The organism is Gordonia sp. McavH-238-E, assembly GCF_022348225.1.
Taxonomy (GTDB): domain Bacteria; phylum Actinomycetota; class Actinomycetes; order Mycobacteriales; family Mycobacteriaceae; genus Gordonia; species Gordonia terrae.
In genome coordinates this window covers 18394-34248 of record NZ_JAKRFE010000022.1, presented here as the reverse complement: position 1 = coordinate 34248, position 15855 = coordinate 18394, and the positions used below count along the sequence as shown (strand labels likewise).

Below are 15855 nucleotides of genomic sequence, written 5' to 3'. Positions count from 1 at the left end.
GTCTCCTATCGTTCCTCGGGCAGCGAGTCGCGGAATGCTGGCTCGTTGCGGATGATGGTTTCGGCGTAGGGGCGGGTCTCGGAGAAGTGCCGCGGATGCTGGTTGGGGAATCCGCCCGAGGACTGCACCGAGCCTGGGCCGGCGTTGTAGGCGGCCAGGTAGAGGTCGCGGCGGTCCTTGTTCGGTCCGCTGCGCTCATCGACGGCACCCGAGGCGATCCAGCCATCGACCTGCTTGGCGATGTCGCACATGAAGTGGCCTTGGGCCATGATTGAGTCGCCGAGCGAGTACGGGTCGACCCGGCCGTCCCGGTCGTAGTCCTTGCCGTAGGTCGCCCACGTCGAGGGGATGAACTGGCCCGGCCCCATCGCCGCGTCCGGCGACACCGCGGTCGCCTGAAAGTTGCTCTCCTGCTTGCCCTGCGAGGCCAACAGTGAGGAGGTGATCTGCGCGCAGATCTTGCCGGCCTCGTTGTACCAGCGCGCCCAGTCCGCCTGGCACTGTCCCAACCTTGACCGTGCCGCCCCCGCCACCGCCAGGGGTGCCTTCGGGTTCGCAGTCATCTGATCCGGCGCTGCTGCCACCGCTGTCGCCGCCGCGATCGCGGACCCGGCCGAGGTCTTCGCCGTTGTAGAGCGGGGAACGGTCGACGGTGACGTGGACATGGTCGAAGTGATTGGCTGTCCAGCCGCCGCGGTCGGGCATCGTGTTCCCGGCGCCGCGGGCGGGCTGGTAGTACTGCCGCCAGATGGTGTACTCGACGTGAAAGACGTCTTTGTTGTCCATCACGTACCGCTGGATGCGGTTGCCCAGCTCGACGTTCGCGGGGTCGCGGCCGTCGTTGGGGATCATGATGTCGGCGGCGCGGCCATCGGGGTGGTCGCTGAATCCGCCGCCGTCGGCGCGCCATCCGCCGATCGTTTTCAGTTGCGGGAATCGTTGGGCGACAGCGCGGACGAGCCGCACGGTGTTGGTTTGGAAGTGCGCCTCGGACCCCAGACGAGAGGCCATCGGCTTGGATACGTCGAGTTCGCCGCTGCTGTCGGTGACCGCACCCAACGCTTGGTCTCGCGGCGCACCTGCTGCCGGTGGCGCGGGTGGTGGCGCGCGGGCGGGTGCGCTGTCGACGAAGGTGCCTTCCGGGGCGGGCTTCTTGGTGCGGACCCCGGCCTTGTGGGAGGTCGCCGGCCAGGCGTCCCAGCCCTGACCTCGCAGCGTCTTGTTGGCGATCTCCATCTGCTCACCCGGGGTGGCCTTGTCGGCGGTCGGGGCGTACTTCGCTCCCCCGTACCCGGTCCAGGTGCTCGCCGAGAACTGCAACCCGCCGTAGTAGCCGTTACCGGTGTTGATGGCCCAATTGCCGCCGGATTCGTGTTCGGCGACCTTGTTCCAGTCGGCCACGCTCACTACGTCCGCACCCGCTCCCCCACCACCAGGGGCCGGGGCCGCAGGCGGCGGCGCGCTGCCTGGTTCGCGGGCGTCTTTGAGCCACGGCATCGGGTCGATAACCCGCTGGCCCCAGCCGCCTTCCCACACCTCGAAGTGCAGGTGTGTGCCGCCCGGGCCGGGTGGGGAGACCTGACCGTTGTATCCGGCGCGGGCGATCTGTTGCCCGGCGGTGACTTTCTGGCCGGCTTTGACCATGAGGTCCTGGGGGAACATGTGGCCGTAGACGGTGTCGACGCGTTTGCCGTCGATGTTGTGTGACAACACAATCCACTGGCCGAACCCGCTGGCCTCGCCGGATTTGGAGACGGTGCCGTCGAAGGCGGCGTAGATCGGCACCCCGGGTTGAGAGCCGAAATCCGCGCCCTGATGCATGGTGCCGCCGCGCGGCCCGAATCCCGAGGTCAGGCTGTAGGTGCCCTTCTTCATCGGGAAGGTCCGCTGCCCGGGGTTGCCACCTGTGCTGGACTCCGCCCCCGCACCGGGGGTCTCGCAGTCGGTCACCACCGTGCTGAGCATCGTGACGACAATCAGCGGAATCGCCACGACCAATGCCAACGCTGCGGCCAGACCCCCCTTGGCCCCGTCGTTCATGGCCGCGCCCGGTCCTTGAGTGCCGCGATCAGATCGGCGTTGAGTTGGGTCAGGGCGCGCAGTTTCTCCCGCGTGGAGGCCAGCTCTAGATCACTGCCGGCGGTCGGTGCGGCCTCGTCGTCAGCGACAGCCTTCTGGTACCAGTTCTTGATCGTGTTCGGGTGCACCGAGAACTGTTCGGACACTTCGCTGCACGCCGCCCACAGCGACCGCACATGCGGCAAAACCTCGCGGACTGCCGTGACGGCGAGTTCGCGGATCTCATCGTCGATCCAGCCGTAGCGGCGATCGACATCGGAAGTGCTCATGCGACATCACCAGATCGGGTGCTGACACCAGTGAACCGGCCGCTGGTGTTGTGCACCCCGCCGTCGGCTTCGATCGGGGTGAAGTTGAGCCGGAACGGGGTACCGGGCCGGTCGTCCTCACCGCTCTTGAGCAGAAACACGCCTTGGCCGTGCGGGCGAGGACGGTCGGCAGAGGTCGTCGAGGCGTCGTCCCCGGCGCGCATCCGGGCACGCAGTTTGCGCAGCACCGACTCCGAGGGCGGTGGTGTGGACGCCGCAGAAGTGACCAAGGCCCGTTCGGCGCGGTTGAAGTGGGTGACCGTGGAGAGTCGGTCGAGTTCTTCGGTGCCGACCGGTCCGATGAACTTCAGTCGCGCTTTCTCGAGGAACCCGATCGCCTTGTTCGCATCCGCCTGCGACTCGAACGCCGACAGGTCGGCCACCGAGTGGGTGATCATGATCAGCGACACCGCATCCGAACGGTTCAACCGCACGAGCGCGTCGACCCGGTCGACGATCCCGGCACCCGAGCCGATGACCTGCCACAGCTCGTCGATGATGACCTGAAACGTGCGTCGCGGACCCAACCCAGCATCGGCGAGGACGTGAGCGGCCTCGACCGCGCCGAACCCGTCCGACCAGCACACCAGCAGCAGCGCCGCCTTGAGTTTCTTGTCGCCCTTGGGAACCCGGGACACATCGACACACACCGCAGGTGCGTTGACGTTGATCGGCTCGGTCGTCTGGCCGTTGAGGACCCGACCCAAACGGCCCGACACCAACGCCCGCAACGACCGCAGCAGGTTCGACGTCGCCGCGACATACGCCTCGGGTGTCTCGACCGCGGCGTCCTCGTACAAGCTCGGCCCACCGGCTTTGACCACGGCGTAGAGGTCTTCCAGGATCGGCGGGTTGCTACCGGTGAACCCTTTTCCCGCGTCCTCGACGGGGGTGTAGAGGATGTCGAGGGCCGAGCCCAGCAGGGTGTCTTCGTAGTCCTCGACCGCACGGCCGCGGTTGATTTCCACCAGACCAGCCACGGTAGCGACCTGCCGCGACCGCAGATCGGCACTGACCTGGGTGATCTGCTCGTGCAGCTTGTCCAGGCCACGCCGGCTGGCCTGCGGGTCGGCCTCCATCGCCGCGGCCCGCTCACGCAGCTGGTCCAGGACCTCACCGAGCGCGCCGGCGGCGAGCGGGTTGATCTGTTGATGCCCGTAGCCGCCGGTGATGACCTGGCCGTCGTTGGCGCGGGTCAGGTCGGCGTAGTCGGGTTTGATGTCGCCGAGGAACAACGAGGTGTGGCCTTGGGCCATGTTGCCCTCCGCCAGGCGTCGTACCAGCGAGGATTTGCCGAACCCGTTGAGCGCGAGCACGAACGCGATCGGCGCGGTGATCAGCCCGGCGAGGAACCAGGTCAGCGGATCGCAACCGAAGTCCTGACCGGTCTGCAAGTGCGCGCCGAGCGGGGTGCCCAGCAGCGGCGACGACGCGCCGATGGAGAACGGCCAGAACCCGCCGGCCACCTGCGCGGTCGTGGTGCGCCACTCCAGCATCCGAACCACGATCGAGGTACGCCCGCCGCCCGGCTTCGCCGTCCCCCGGTGCCCGGGGTCGGGGCTTTCGATATCGAACCCGCCCTGCTCGACCGCGCGGGTGATCGCGCGCTCGCGACGACGGTTCTCGGCTGCCAGCCTGCGTTGAGCGCGGCGGGTCGCCCACCGCCCGCCGGTGTCATCGGCGGCCGCCATCTTGAGCGCTTCGTAGCGCATGGCGGTCATCACCAGCACCCCGCCGATGCGTACGGTGTCGGGGATCTGATCGTGAGGGGCTGTGTCGTCGGTGGCCGTGCCGCGCTGGCCGGGACGAGTGCTCAGTAGCGTCATTGCACCGGTCCCCTCAGGCGCTCAGACGCTTGTTGACGGTGGCGTATTCGGGCAGCAGAATGCCCAAGCCCAGCGACCCGGCGAACGCCGAGTCCTGCCCGCCGTAGACCCGTTGCACCCCGATCCGGGCCGCGGAGGTCATGCCTTCGAGTTCCGCGGCCAACTGCGGATGATCGGCGTCGCGCGGGGCGGTCAGCGTGATCAACATGCCGAACCGGGTCAACCCGGCGCCGCGGGCCTGCTCAATGCGCGCCGCGCGAGTGTTGTCCACGCGGATCGACGCCTCGGCCGAGCCGATACCGGTCTTGGCCTGCTCAGCAGACAGCGCGTTCTTGAAGTCGGTGTCGACGAGTTTCACCGCTTCGGCCTCGTTGTGGATGCGGTACACGATCGCCACCCGCTTGCGCGGCACATCCATGCGAGGCACCAGCAGCGGCCGCAACGCCTCGTGGGTGACCGTGCCCGCCGGGGCGTCGGTCATCTCCCAGGTCACCGACCGGAACCCGTTATGCACGTAGTGGTCCCACTCGGCCTTCGCCCCGGCACACCCGGTCTGGTCCCACCGCAACTGGTCCTGCTCGTCGCGGGAGAGCATCACCTCCAGCTCGCGGTCGAGCTCCGGGCGAAACGCGCGGGTGGCCACCGCGCACAACTCGCCCGCGGTCATCGGCGTGGCGTCCAGGCCCGCCGTCGCGGCGCGGCCCACGATCGTCGAGAGCAGTCGCCCGATCGCCGCACCCTGATCGGCGACCTCGGTGCTGTCGGCTTCGCGCTGGCGGCGGAAGGTGATCGACACCCGCACCTCGTTGCGGACCTTCGCCGACATCCGGTGCAACGCCGTCTGCGCCATCACCTCACGGGAGAATTCCGGACCGTGCGTGGAGGTGATCGAGCGGACCTCGGCGGCAATCCGAGTGCCGTTGTCGGGCAGGGTCTCGACCACGACCATGGCCCCGGCCACATTGTGGGTTTTTCCCAGCCCGGACAGGAAGTCGTCCCAGCCGCGTACCCAGTTGTTGATCTGGGATTGCTCGACGAGCTCCTGGCCTTGGGGCTGTGTCGAGAGCACCACCGTGTAGTGGTCCTTCGCGCGGGCGTGGATCAGCCCGAACCGGTGGCCCGAACTCAACTCGTACTCATACAGCCGGGTATCCCCGGCGATACCGGGCATCTGGCAGCGCCCGGGTACCACCCCGAACACGCCACCGCGGAATGTGGTGTGTCCCTTGCGCTTGGCGTTCCAGAACGCAAACCTCACGATCATCAACTCCCAACCAGTACGGCCGCGGCGTTTCTGCACCAGCGGCACCAACACGACTGCGCCGAACAACAGCACGACGCCGGTCATCGCCAACGACCGGAAAACCATGAACTGCAACACCCCGACGATCAGCACGCCGCCGGCGAACAACGTGGCACCCCAGGACATCCCGAACAGGCCCGGTGACTGCGGCTTCTCCCACCGCCCATACAGCAGGACCGCGTCGGCCTCCGACGAACTCATCAGCCCTGACCCCCTGAGGCTGCTCCGCCGTCTTTGAGCGGCTGGGCGGTCCTGGTCGGGTCGGCAGTGTTGTGGGTGGTCATCGGTATTGGCCTCCTTCACCAGCGAGGGATGCGGATTCGTAGTTGTCGTCGAAGAGGGTTTCCGAGGCGCTCATGGCTGAGGAGGCGGCTTGACTGACGTCGCCGATCCCGACTGATCCGGTGCCACTGCTGCCCGCGCCGGGTGATGCGGAGGGTTGGGGTCCGCTGCCCGCGCCTGCGGCGGTGCCGGCGTCTCCGGGGTTGCCCGAGCCGGTGCCACCGCTATGGCGGCCGACGTGTCCGGACGAGCCGGTGCCGCCGCGGCCGCTGCCCGATCCGCCGCCGCCGGAGTTTGAGGGTCCGCCGGATGATCCTGTGCCTCCGGACAGTCCGCCGGAACTGGGTCCGGTGGGGCCGCCCATCGGACCCATCGAGGCGCCCGACATGGATGCGGTCGATCCGCCCGCTGATCCGGCGCCGGCCGCGGCCGATGCGCCGCCGGTGGCGACCATGGTTCCCGCCGCGGCGATCGCGCCTGCGGCCATCGTTCCGGCCTGCAACCCCGATCCGCCCGACATCGCCGCGCCGGCCGAGATCAGTTTGGTGAGCATCGGCAGGACCAGCACGGTCAGGGACAGCAGGATCAACCCCATGAGCGCCATCTGGGCGTCTTTGAGGGACCCGACGTCGTGGCCGGCGAGTTTGAACGCCACCCAATACACCAGTGCGGCTACGGGTTTCCACAGGAGCAGGGCGATCGTCCACTGGACGAGGCGGGAGAACGCCATCTTGCCGATGGTGGTGCCGCCGAAGCTGCCCACCAGCGGGATCATCGCGACGACCACGGCGAGCATGGCCTGGCGGCCGATGAGGAGCACCGCCTGCAAGATGCCACCGAGGATGCCGCACACCGCCACGATCAGGATCAGTCCCGAGCCGAGGGTGAGCAGGTTGGCCGCGGCGAGGTTGGTGATCAGGTTCTGGTTGTCCTTGGTGCCCTGCTCAAGCAGCCAGTTCGACAGGGCGTCGCTACTGGCGGTGCACGCGGTGAGCACCCCGCCGAACATCCACGCGCCGAACACCGTTTTCGCCAGCCCCATGAAGGATTCCTGGGCTTCGTTCATCACCGCCTGCCGCCGCGCCATCACCAGCCGCCACGACCCGATCAGAATCGACGCGATCAGCCCGTAGAGCTGGATCTGCACGGTGCCTTTCTGGATGTCCTGGATGACCGAGTCCGAGGCGTATTGCGGTGTGGGGAGTTTGATGAACCACGCCAGGGTGAGCTGGAGGATCTTCACCCATCCCTGGGCCATGGATTTGACCATTGATTTGAAGCCTTCGCCTGCGGCGTCTTTGAACGCCCCGGTGGCGGACTTGGCGCCCGCGCACGCCAGTGGGCCGGTGAGCAGGCCCAGCGGGCTCGACGCGCACTCTTTGAGGTTGTCGACCACGCCGGGGGCGGCCGCGGCGACCGGGACCATCTGCGCGCCGGGGTCATCGGCCGCGCCGCCGCCGAACGGCACCCGCAGTACGAGCACGGCCGCGAGGACGACCGCGATGAGCAGCCGGCGGGGCCAACGGGTGCGAGTCAGAACCATGTCGCCCACGCTGGGTTGTCGATGTACTCCATGAGGCCCTGGTCGGTGGAGAGCATCTGCTTGGTGATCCGCAGCTTCCATCGGCCGCCGTCCCACACGACCGGCATGTAACCGCCGCCGTAGACGGTGCCATTGGTGGTCGGGAACTCCTCGGGCGCGGGGAACGGCCCGAATGCCCATCGGATGGAGGCGGCGTTCTCGGTGTAGCGGTCCGGGGTGATCTGCACCGCGGCCGGCATCGTCTGGTACTGCGGGTCATTGGTGACCGCGAGCATCTGCTGTTTGAGGTCGTCGGGCCCGATCACCGCGGCCGCCACGACTGCCTGGCGCACGTTCTGTGGGCCGAAGGTGGCGCGCAGCAGGATCTGCAAGCTGGCCAGCGCCGCGCCTTGGGGCGTGCGGCTGAACCCTGAGGGCACGCCGTCATCGCTGATGGCGGTCGGGCCGTCGCTGGTGCTGAACGGCATCGGCACCCCGTAGACCTTCTGCCACTCCAAACCCTCCGGTGCACGCAGCGGGCTGGTCAGTTGTGCCGGGGAGGATTTCGTGTCCTGGTCGAGGACATGGCCGTTCGGGTCGGCGGGAATGCGCATACCCCGGCCCAACACGTCGACGTCGTTACCGAGGTAGTCCTGCCCCGGATCACCGCTCGGCACGCTCGGAGTGCTGATCGGTGGTGGCGGCGGGGGCGGTGCCGCGTCGTCGGAGTTGTCCAGACGTGAAGCCGCGTAACCGACCGCGGCCACGATCGCCACACCCACCACGGCCAGAGCGATCCACACGATCGGCCGGTTCCACCGCCGCCCGGTGGTGGTGTCAGTGTCGTTGTCGCTCATCACTGGTCACCACCGACGACGGTGCGTTCGCGGTCGGCGGGCACCGCGTAGAAGCTCACCGTCAGTGCGCAGACCGCCAGAACAAACACGGTCAGGGTCAGCCCGGTCCACCCGATCACCGCCAGGCCGATCCCCGCCGCCACCAGCGCGGGCACCGACAACAGCGCTACCCCGGTGCTTGACCACCGGGGGGCCGGGTGGCCGTGCCGGTCGGTCATCGACGCCACCGCCGCGGCGATGAACCCGACGGTGATCGCACCCATCCCGACCAGTCCGAGGGTGCCGTTGTCGATCCACAGCGCGGTTTGACTGCACACGCCACCGGCGAGGCTCAGGCCGGCGCTGACGGTCAGGGTCGTGCGCAGGGCGGGCGGAAGAGGATAGAGCGTCAGTCCGAGGATGGAAGTCATGTGCTGGCTCCTTCTGCGGTGCAGCGTGTTTGACGTGGTTTAGGCGGGGTTGGGGAGGTCGATCATGTCCGAGGGTGTGGTGTCGATGGCCTGCACCCGAGGCGTGGTGTTGTCGGTGGCGGGGAGCTCGAGGAGCCAGTCACCGCTCGCTGACCACACGACGGTGGCGGTGGTGCGGGTCAGCGACTTATCGGGTTGGCGGGTGATGATGCCGACCGTCGCTTTGCGCGGGGTGTAGGAGTCGATGGTGTAGCCCTCGACCACTGGCGCCTGGTCCTTGTCGACCGGGTGCACGATCGAGATGCGTACCCGGTTGATCGACCACTGATCCCGCGCCACCGACGGTGTGACAAGTGCGCCAACGACTTTCGGCCACACCACGTCGTCGGCGATCGACATGCGGATGGTCGCCGAGATCGCGGCCAGGGCCGCCCCGGCGCCGGTGTGGTCGTAGCCGGTCGGGGCCGACCCGTAGCAGTCTTTCGGGCCTTGGTCGGCGCACGGTACCTGCACGCCGCTGAACGTCGTCCATGCCACGTCGGTGGGTGGTGCGGTCGGTGGCGGGGTCGTCGACGAGTGCGCGGCCGGGTCGGCGTCGCCGCCGCAGCCGGTGAGCATGCCCACCACAACAGCCAGCGGGGCCAGGGTTGCCAGGGCCCGGGTTAGAAGGACACCAAGGCCCCGGCGATCCCCGCTGCTGACGATCCGATGATCAGGCCGACGATCACCCCAAGCGGGGTGTCCGGCGGCTCGGCGTGCGGGTTGTTGTGGGCGTGGCCCATCTGCCCGCCGATCCAGAACAACCGCCCGACCCCGCCCAGGCAGATCAACCAGAACATCCAGCCCAAGAGCTGTTCGAACGGTTGGGTGACCGCGTCGGGCAGGTCGGCGGCCAGCTGGGTCACCAGCATGCGTGGTCTCCTTCATCAGGCTGTGAGTGCCCCGACGAGACCGCCGGCGATCGCGATGATGACGCAGCCCACGCAGGTCTTGGCGACCTTGGTAGCGGCTTCGCTGTCGGCGGTGCCCTGGTGGCGATCGAAGCCGAACTTGCCGCCGGCGATCAGCAGCGCGGCGACCGCGGCCAGGCAGGCGCCCCACCCGATCCACGACACCAGCGTCATGAACTTCTCCGACCCCGGCGGGGCTTGCGGCGGAATGTCGTATCCCGGGTTGGCGGCGAGCAGGTGGGCCTCGGTGGCGAGGAGCTGCACCTGGCCGTATGCGGTGGTGACGATTCCCATGGTGATTCTTTCCTTTGTGTTAGGCGACCGTGGAGGACGGTTCGCTGTGTGCGGCAGCCCGATCGGCTGCCAAGTCGTCGCAAATCTGCTGTCCCACTGCGGCGATCGCGCTGGGCACTGAGGCCAGCACGCCATCGGAGCTGGCGCGGGTGGCCTTGACACCGTCGGCGGGCCGCCAGGTCGGTAACTGCCGGTGCAGCAACGGGATCAGCGCTTTGACCCACGGAACGCGGTAGGAGTGCGGGGCCAGCTCCGCGACAGTGCGGGCGTAGCGCAGGACGTCTTTGCTCGCCCGGCCTGGTTCGGCGGCCACCGTGATCAGTCCGCACACCTGCACCCCGGGTGGTGCGGTGCCCTCGTGGGCGGCGCGCAGCACGTCGGCGGCCGCGGCGATCCCACTCATGTGTTCACGCGCGACCACCAGCACGCGGCGGGTGGTGCGTGGCGAGGTCGGCCAGCAGCGGCCGGTGTCGGCGGCCGGCGCCCACATCGTCGCCAGCGTGCTCACCCCCGCTCCGCCGTGCGCGCCCATGAGTGCGAACAGCGGCGGGAATTCACCGGTGACCGGGAGCGGTTCGGTACGCACCGACAACCGGGCGATTCCATGGGGCAGCGCAGTCACCGCGACACCGCCTGCTCGCCGGTGCCCGCCTGGCCGTCGCGGGTCAACTCCGCCAGCGCCCCAACGGCATCCCAGGTGCGCGGGGACAGTCGTTCGAAGGAGTCGCGGTCGAGGGCGGTGCCCGACCCCAGCACGGGGTCGTAGTCGAACGCGACGACCGCAGCCACGTGGCCGGTCATCGCATCGTGGAGCATGTCGGTCAGCGCTGCGTGATTGAGCGTCGGGATCTGGCAACAGATCACCAACACGGTGTGTTCGAGCACGCCGACGCCCTCCCAGTGGGAGAACACCCGCCGTGCGCGGTTGATCAGATCGGGGCGCGGCCCCAGCACGAGAACCGGTGTCGCTGCACCGGTCTGGCGATAGTCACCAACCGTGGCGGCCGCGAGCCGTGTGCGGGCGCCGGCATCGACCACCGGAACCGCAGCCCCGGTGGCCGACGCCTCATCAAGCGCGGTGGCAATCGAGGACCCCTCGGTTGGCGACCACATCGTGGTCCCCCGCCCCGATTGCCACCAACCCGCCTCTCCCAGCTGGTCGGCGCCCAGGCGCTCGACCATGTCGCTGTCGGTGCACGACAAGTCCACCCACCACGAACGCTCCCCCAGCTCGGCAGCCCGGTAGTCGGCCAGCAACGCTGACACCACCGAGGTGCCCACACCTCCGCTGGTCCCGCACACGATGACCGGCCGTTCCCGCATCACCTTCTGCGCGGGCTCGGGTGCGCGCCCCCCGACCCCGATCAGGGGGCGGTGTCCGGTCTCGGTCAACCACGACGCCGATGACGTTGGTTCGCTCATGATGGGTGTTCCTTTCACTCTTCGAGGGGGAAGCTGCCGCGGCTCAGTGGTGAGCGGGCGTCTTCTGCTGGCCAGGCCAGGCGACATGGATGCCGGGCACGGCTTTGCTCAGCTGATCGGTGGCCTGTTCGGTCCACTGCCGCACCGTTTCCTGCGCTTTGGCGCCGCCGGCGCCGAGCACGTTGTACGGGGCGCGGGCCTGCTCGCCCGACCAACCGGCGCGCACGGTCTGACCGGCCACGTCCACCGACGCCGACACATCGCCGCGCACGTTGACCTGGTAGTCCACCGCAGGCAGCCCCGCCCGAGCGGCGTCGGGGCCGGCTAGGTGCACCTCGAACTGGTTGGGGCCGGTCGGCGGTGCCTGCTCGGGTGTGGTGCGGGGCCGAGGTTCGGGCTGACCGGGGAGTCTCGGCTGGGCCGGGTTGGCGCCCGGGTCCCCGGCGCCGAGGGCATGCGCGAGCAGACCGCCAACGGCGCCGCCCGCGACACCGCCGACAACCGCGGCCGGGATGCCCAGCGCCGCAGCGCCGGCGGCCGCGCCGATGCCGGCGCCGATAGCTGCCGCGCCGGGGGTCTGGGGTCCCGGGACAGGGAAGGAGCCGACACCTAGACCGATCCCGGCGCCGATCAGGCCGCCGCCGACGGCGCCGGTGACTGCGGCTGGAACACCGAGGGCGAGCGCACCGGCGGTGCCGCCGCCCATCACGCCGATGATGGTCGCTGCGGCCTGGCGTGTCGCCTCGTCCTCGGGCACTCCCACGCTGATCAGGCCCTGGGCGATCTTTGCTTCGCCGTAGGCCGACCAGGCGTTGATCGAGTTGATGTGCTCTTGGGTGATACCGGGGAACTGCTTCTTGACGTCCTCCACGGGCCGAACGTGATTGCCGATACGCACCATCTCGGGCGGCGGGGCGATCGGCTTCACCGGCGGCGCCGGGCGGGGCGCGGTGTAGGGCCGCGAGGGGGCTGGAGTGTAGGGCCGCTCATAGGTGGGTTCGCTGTAGGTCTGCGGTGCGACGTAGGGCTGGTACGGCGCCTCTTGCGGCGGGGCGGGGATGAACCCTCGGCCCGGCGGCGTGACCGCCGGCGGGGGTGTGGAGGTGCCGCCCTGCTCCGGGGGCTGCGGAGTCGTCGGGGTGGTGCCGCCCTGTTCGGGGGTGCTCTGCCCGGTGCCGCCCTGTTCGGGCTCAGCCAGCGCCGCTCCCGCGCCGAACCCGGTGGCCAGGGTGCTCGCCACCACGGCCGCGGCGATCATGCGGTGCCGGGTGTAGGTGTGTCCCTCGCGTGGGCGATGTTTGGCGGTCATTGTGATCAGTTCCTTTCGATTGAAATACGCTGTGTACCAACAGGTATGTCGGTACACACGGTCAGGATTCGTCCTTGGAAATGGAGGCGATCCAGGTCTTTCCGTTGGCCTGAACGGTCTGGATAAGCTGGCGATACACCGTCGGTTGGGCCTGGTCGGGTTGGGTTTCAGTGAGCGTCACCGCGTACAGGCCGGTTCCGCGGTCAGTGATCCGTAAGCAGTGGCGCGTCCCGGCCGGACGTGCGTCGATGCTCTTCTGCAAATCGGTGGTGGTTCCCACCCCGTTCGGGGTGGCCACCGCACGGGCGGCCTCACCGGATCGGCGGACGTAGTAGGCGTAGTCAAACGCCTTGATCACTCCGGGACCCGACGTCTGATCGCCCTCGTCGTTACCGACTGTCACCGGCCCGTCGATCTGTTCCGGGCACTCATCAGCAGGCGGGGGCGGTGCCGAGGACGTGGCGCCCAGCACCGCGACCGGATCACGCGGCTGCGGGTCCTCACTCGCCCCGCCCAGCAGACTGCCCACCACAGCCGCCAGGACCCCGGTCACCACCACCACCGCGGCCACGCCCGCCACAACCACCCGCACCCGACGGCCCGGCAGCGTCACGCGCCGCCGAGGCCGGGCGGCGGGCTCAGGCCCCGCAGCGAGGGCGGGAAGGTCGTCGACGGTGGTGTCGACCACCGGGTCGGCCGGGACAGGCGCAGCAGACTCGGCGGCGACCACCGCCTCCCCCGCCGGGGGTGATACGGCGTCGTCGGCCGTATCGGGTGCGTCGGTGGTGGCCAGCCACCCCCACTCATCGGCCACCTCGACCGGCGGAGCCGGCTGCACAAACCCTGCCGCGGTCAAGCCTGCGGCCAACTCGCGCGCCGGTGTGTCACCGGTCGACGCCCATGCCGGCACAGTGCCGAACCACCGCCCGCCGTCGATGTTGTCTGTTTCGTCAGAGTTGTTGGTTGTCAACAAAATTCCCCTAACCCCTTTCGGGATTCGGATGTTGATACGTAGGAGAAAGAAGGGTCAGCCCGCGGCCGGCACCGGCGCCGACGACGAATCGGGGCTCTCGGTAGAGAACTGACCCGACCCCGGGGAGGCTGAACTAGGCACCGCCGCTTCACTACTGGGCGATCCCGACGACGGTGTCGACGACGACGCTGAGGGGGTGGTCGACGAACTCGACGACGAACCTGCGGTCACCGTCGTGACCTCGGGCAGCGTCGGGACCATCGCCGCCGACGGCGGCGAGCTGGTGTCTGGGGCGAAAAACCCGTCCCCGCCCTCGGACGGGGTCAAGGTCTTACCTGCCAGGTCTGCGGCCAGCGCGGCAAACCAGGTGGCGGTGTAGACCGTTGCCGATAGCCCCGCCGCGGTCGAGCCGTTGCTGGTGTAGCTGCCGTGTTGCTGCGCGGTCTGCCAGTAGCGCACCAGGTTCGACACGTCAAGCAGTTCGGAGTTGTCGGAGATGTTCTGCTTGACCGCAGTGAACGCCTCATTGGCCCACCGGTTCACCGTCGTCGGTGGAACCAGCTTCACCGTCGCCTCCAGTGCCTTCGCGCCGAGCATCGCCAGCGCCGCAGGAGGGTTCGCCAGACCAGTGGTCGCCAAGGCGGTGATCGTGGCCGGCGTCAGCACTTCCTTCGCGACCGTGACCACAGCATTCAGGCCGATCGTGCCGACCTTGACCAACGCGCTGAGCGCATCGCCGGCCGACGGCAACGGCGTGCGCGGATCGGACGCCACGGCCAACCGCTGTGAAATCGACTGACTCGGCTGATACGACAACTCATCCAGGGTTTCGCCCTGGACATCCTCGTTGATCAGCGGGACCGCGGTCTTCACCGATGTCAGCGCCAACGCCTCAGCCAACGACGACAGGGTTTGCACCGGGTCGTCCTGATCGAGCTTGCTCTGCCCGACGATGTTGGTCACCAGATGCGTGACCGGGGCATCGCTCGGTGCGTCACACGCCAAATCGCCAGTCGCGCAATGCGACGCGACCCGGCCAGTCAAATCGCCGTAGTCGCTTGCCGAGTCCGCGACCGGGCCGATACCGCCGCCCTCCGGGGTCGGCTGGCTCAACGCCGGCACCGTCTCCAACGACGCCCCAGACGTACCCGGGGCCGGATCGGGACGGGTGGCGCCGTCGCGGCCCGGGAACAACGGCGAAGCCTTCGGCCGCGTCGGATCACCGAACAGCGACACCCCCGCCACCCGATCCGCCGGCACCGGACCCCTGCCCTGACCGATGTCGCGGGCGACCCGCCCGAGAGCGAACGCTCCCTGCGAATACCCCGTCAACGCGAAATCGGTGTCCTCACAACGGTCAGCAACCTGCTTGAGCATCGAGTTAGTGCGCTTCATCGCCTCGGTGACCGACTCGTCGAACTTCATGTCCGACCCGGCCGTCGCTCCGCCGAAACCCGCCGGGTACGGCACATAGGCGCGCTGCACCAGCGACCCCGCCATAGTCAGCAGCGGCTTCATCACCGCCGACAACATGCCCGAGTCCGTCGTCGGACTCGCATCCGACGACGACTGACCAGTGCCCTGAACCCCAAGCACATACAGCTTCGGGCACGCACCCGCAGCGTCCGCTGGGGAAGCCGCCACCGACGTGGCTCCCCCAGTCGTCAGCGCCAGGGCAGTCGCCACGACCGCGAGACGAGAGCCGATTCCATTCGGCCGCCACCAATACCCGCCGCTCATAGACCGGCTCCAGTCAATAGAGGCCGGCCAGCCGCGTCGGAGGAGAGTGAGCACCGGTTGCCGCCGGCCGCGATCAACGGATGCCCGAAGTTGCAGTGCCGCACGCCTAGGGCAAGTTCGATCGCTACGCCAGTCACGCACGCATAACCAGGCGGCCGGCAACCGCATCGATACGTCAGTGTCGGACCGGTCGTCGTAGCAGCAGCAGCAGAGCTACTAGACACCCCGTCAGGGTCGGCCGATGGCTTGGCCGATTGTGTTGTGGAATAACCGTTCACGAGTCCTCGCTCTTCGAGAGACCCGATGCACAGTGAACACAGCTGAGCTAGGCAGCAGCCATCGCCGCTACCTCACAACCTCGCGTAACATGCGAGAATGTCGGATTCGGCAGCGGTTCATCGCATCGAGTCGGGCAACTAAACAGGGAGCTCGTGGGCCGGGTCGAGGTGAGACGCCAATCTGGGCCTCAACTCGGCTCACGAGCCTCCTACAGGCGTAGTGCAGGCACTACCTCCTCCCCCGCTGGACGTCGACGTATCCGTCGCTCGCTCGCGATCCACCGGGGCTGCCACAGCCCGGC

Annotated in this window: 15 protein-coding genes and 1 pseudogene; all 16 read right to left on the bottom strand. The window is 68.6% G+C overall.

Features of this window, described 5'->3' with window-relative positions:
* Nucleotides 1–5 precede the first annotated feature (5 nt).
* Nucleotides 6–563 (bottom strand): lytic transglycosylase domain-containing protein, encoded by a 558-nt coding sequence (locus tag MHN80_RS23580; RefSeq protein WP_239403893.1) that lies wholly within the window; start codon nucleotides 561–563, stop codon nucleotides 6–8.
* 679 nt (nucleotides 564–1242) lie between these two features.
* Nucleotides 1243–1821: pseudogene (locus MHN80_RS25760) on the bottom strand (peptidoglycan DD-metalloendopeptidase family protein); the annotation flags it as partial.
* A 215-nt stretch (nucleotides 1822–2036) separates the two neighbouring features.
* On the bottom strand, nucleotides 2037–2348 hold the full coding sequence (locus tag MHN80_RS23565) for a transposase (protein WP_239403892.1): 312 nt from the start codon (nucleotides 2346–2348) through the stop codon (nucleotides 2037–2039).
* Nucleotides 2345–4213: a hypothetical protein gene (locus MHN80_RS23560; RefSeq protein WP_239403891.1), complete on the bottom strand. Its 1869-nt coding sequence runs from the start codon at nucleotides 4211–4213 to the stop codon at nucleotides 2345–2347. Before MHN80_RS23560 ends, MHN80_RS23565 begins: the two co-directional genes overlap by 4 nt.
* Nucleotides 4214–4226: 13 nt before the next feature.
* A complete protein-coding gene (locus MHN80_RS23555) occupies nucleotides 4227–5717 on the bottom strand; it encodes an SCO6880 family protein (RefSeq protein ID WP_239403890.1) in 1491 nt (496 codons plus the stop codon).
* 79 nt (nucleotides 5718–5796) lie between these two features.
* Nucleotides 5797–7341, bottom strand: coding sequence for a hypothetical protein (locus tag MHN80_RS23550; RefSeq protein WP_239403889.1), 1545 nt, complete (start codon nucleotides 7339–7341; stop codon nucleotides 5797–5799).
* On the bottom strand, nucleotides 7332–8177 hold the full coding sequence (locus MHN80_RS23545) for a hypothetical protein (RefSeq protein ID WP_239403888.1): 846 nt from the start codon (nucleotides 8175–8177) through the stop codon (nucleotides 7332–7334). The genes MHN80_RS23550 and MHN80_RS23545 overlap by 10 nt, the downstream gene beginning before the upstream one ends.
* Complete coding sequence (locus MHN80_RS23540; protein WP_239403887.1) at nucleotides 8177–8587, bottom strand: hypothetical protein; 411 nt, start codon at nucleotides 8585–8587, stop codon at nucleotides 8177–8179. The genes MHN80_RS23545 and MHN80_RS23540 overlap by 1 nt, the downstream gene beginning before the upstream one ends.
* Nucleotides 8588–8626: 39 nt before the next feature.
* Nucleotides 8627–9205 carry a hypothetical protein gene (locus MHN80_RS23535; RefSeq protein ID WP_239403886.1) on the bottom strand — a complete coding sequence of 193 codons (579 nt, stop codon included), beginning with the start codon at nucleotides 9203–9205 and terminating at the stop codon, nucleotides 8627–8629.
* A gap of 44 nt (nucleotides 9206–9249) precedes the next feature.
* A complete protein-coding gene (locus tag MHN80_RS23530; protein ID WP_239403885.1) occupies nucleotides 9250–9498 on the bottom strand; it encodes a hypothetical protein in 249 nt (82 codons plus the stop codon).
* 15 nt (nucleotides 9499–9513) lie between these two features.
* Nucleotides 9514–9831 (bottom strand): hypothetical protein, encoded by a 318-nt coding sequence (locus MHN80_RS23525; RefSeq protein WP_239403884.1) that lies wholly within the window; start codon nucleotides 9829–9831, stop codon nucleotides 9514–9516.
* Between the two features lie 19 nt (nucleotides 9832–9850).
* On the bottom strand, nucleotides 9851–10453 hold the full coding sequence (locus MHN80_RS23520; protein ID WP_239403883.1) for a DUF6668 family protein: 603 nt from the start codon (nucleotides 10451–10453) through the stop codon (nucleotides 9851–9853).
* Complete coding sequence (locus tag MHN80_RS23515; protein WP_239403882.1) at nucleotides 10450–11253, bottom strand: hypothetical protein; 804 nt, start codon at nucleotides 11251–11253, stop codon at nucleotides 10450–10452. Before MHN80_RS23515 ends, MHN80_RS23520 begins: the two co-directional genes overlap by 4 nt.
* Before the next feature lie 43 nt (nucleotides 11254–11296).
* Nucleotides 11297–12562 (bottom strand): hypothetical protein, encoded by a 1266-nt coding sequence (locus MHN80_RS23510; protein WP_239403881.1) that lies wholly within the window; start codon nucleotides 12560–12562, stop codon nucleotides 11297–11299.
* 61 nt (nucleotides 12563–12623) lie between these two features.
* Nucleotides 12624–13532: a hypothetical protein gene (locus MHN80_RS23505; RefSeq protein ID WP_239403880.1), complete on the bottom strand. Its 909-nt coding sequence runs from the start codon at nucleotides 13530–13532 to the stop codon at nucleotides 12624–12626.
* A gap of 57 nt (nucleotides 13533–13589) precedes the next feature.
* Complete coding sequence (locus tag MHN80_RS23500) at nucleotides 13590–15443, bottom strand: cutinase family protein (RefSeq protein WP_239403879.1); 1854 nt, start codon at nucleotides 15441–15443, stop codon at nucleotides 13590–13592.
* Nucleotides 15444–15855 lie beyond the last annotated feature (412 nt).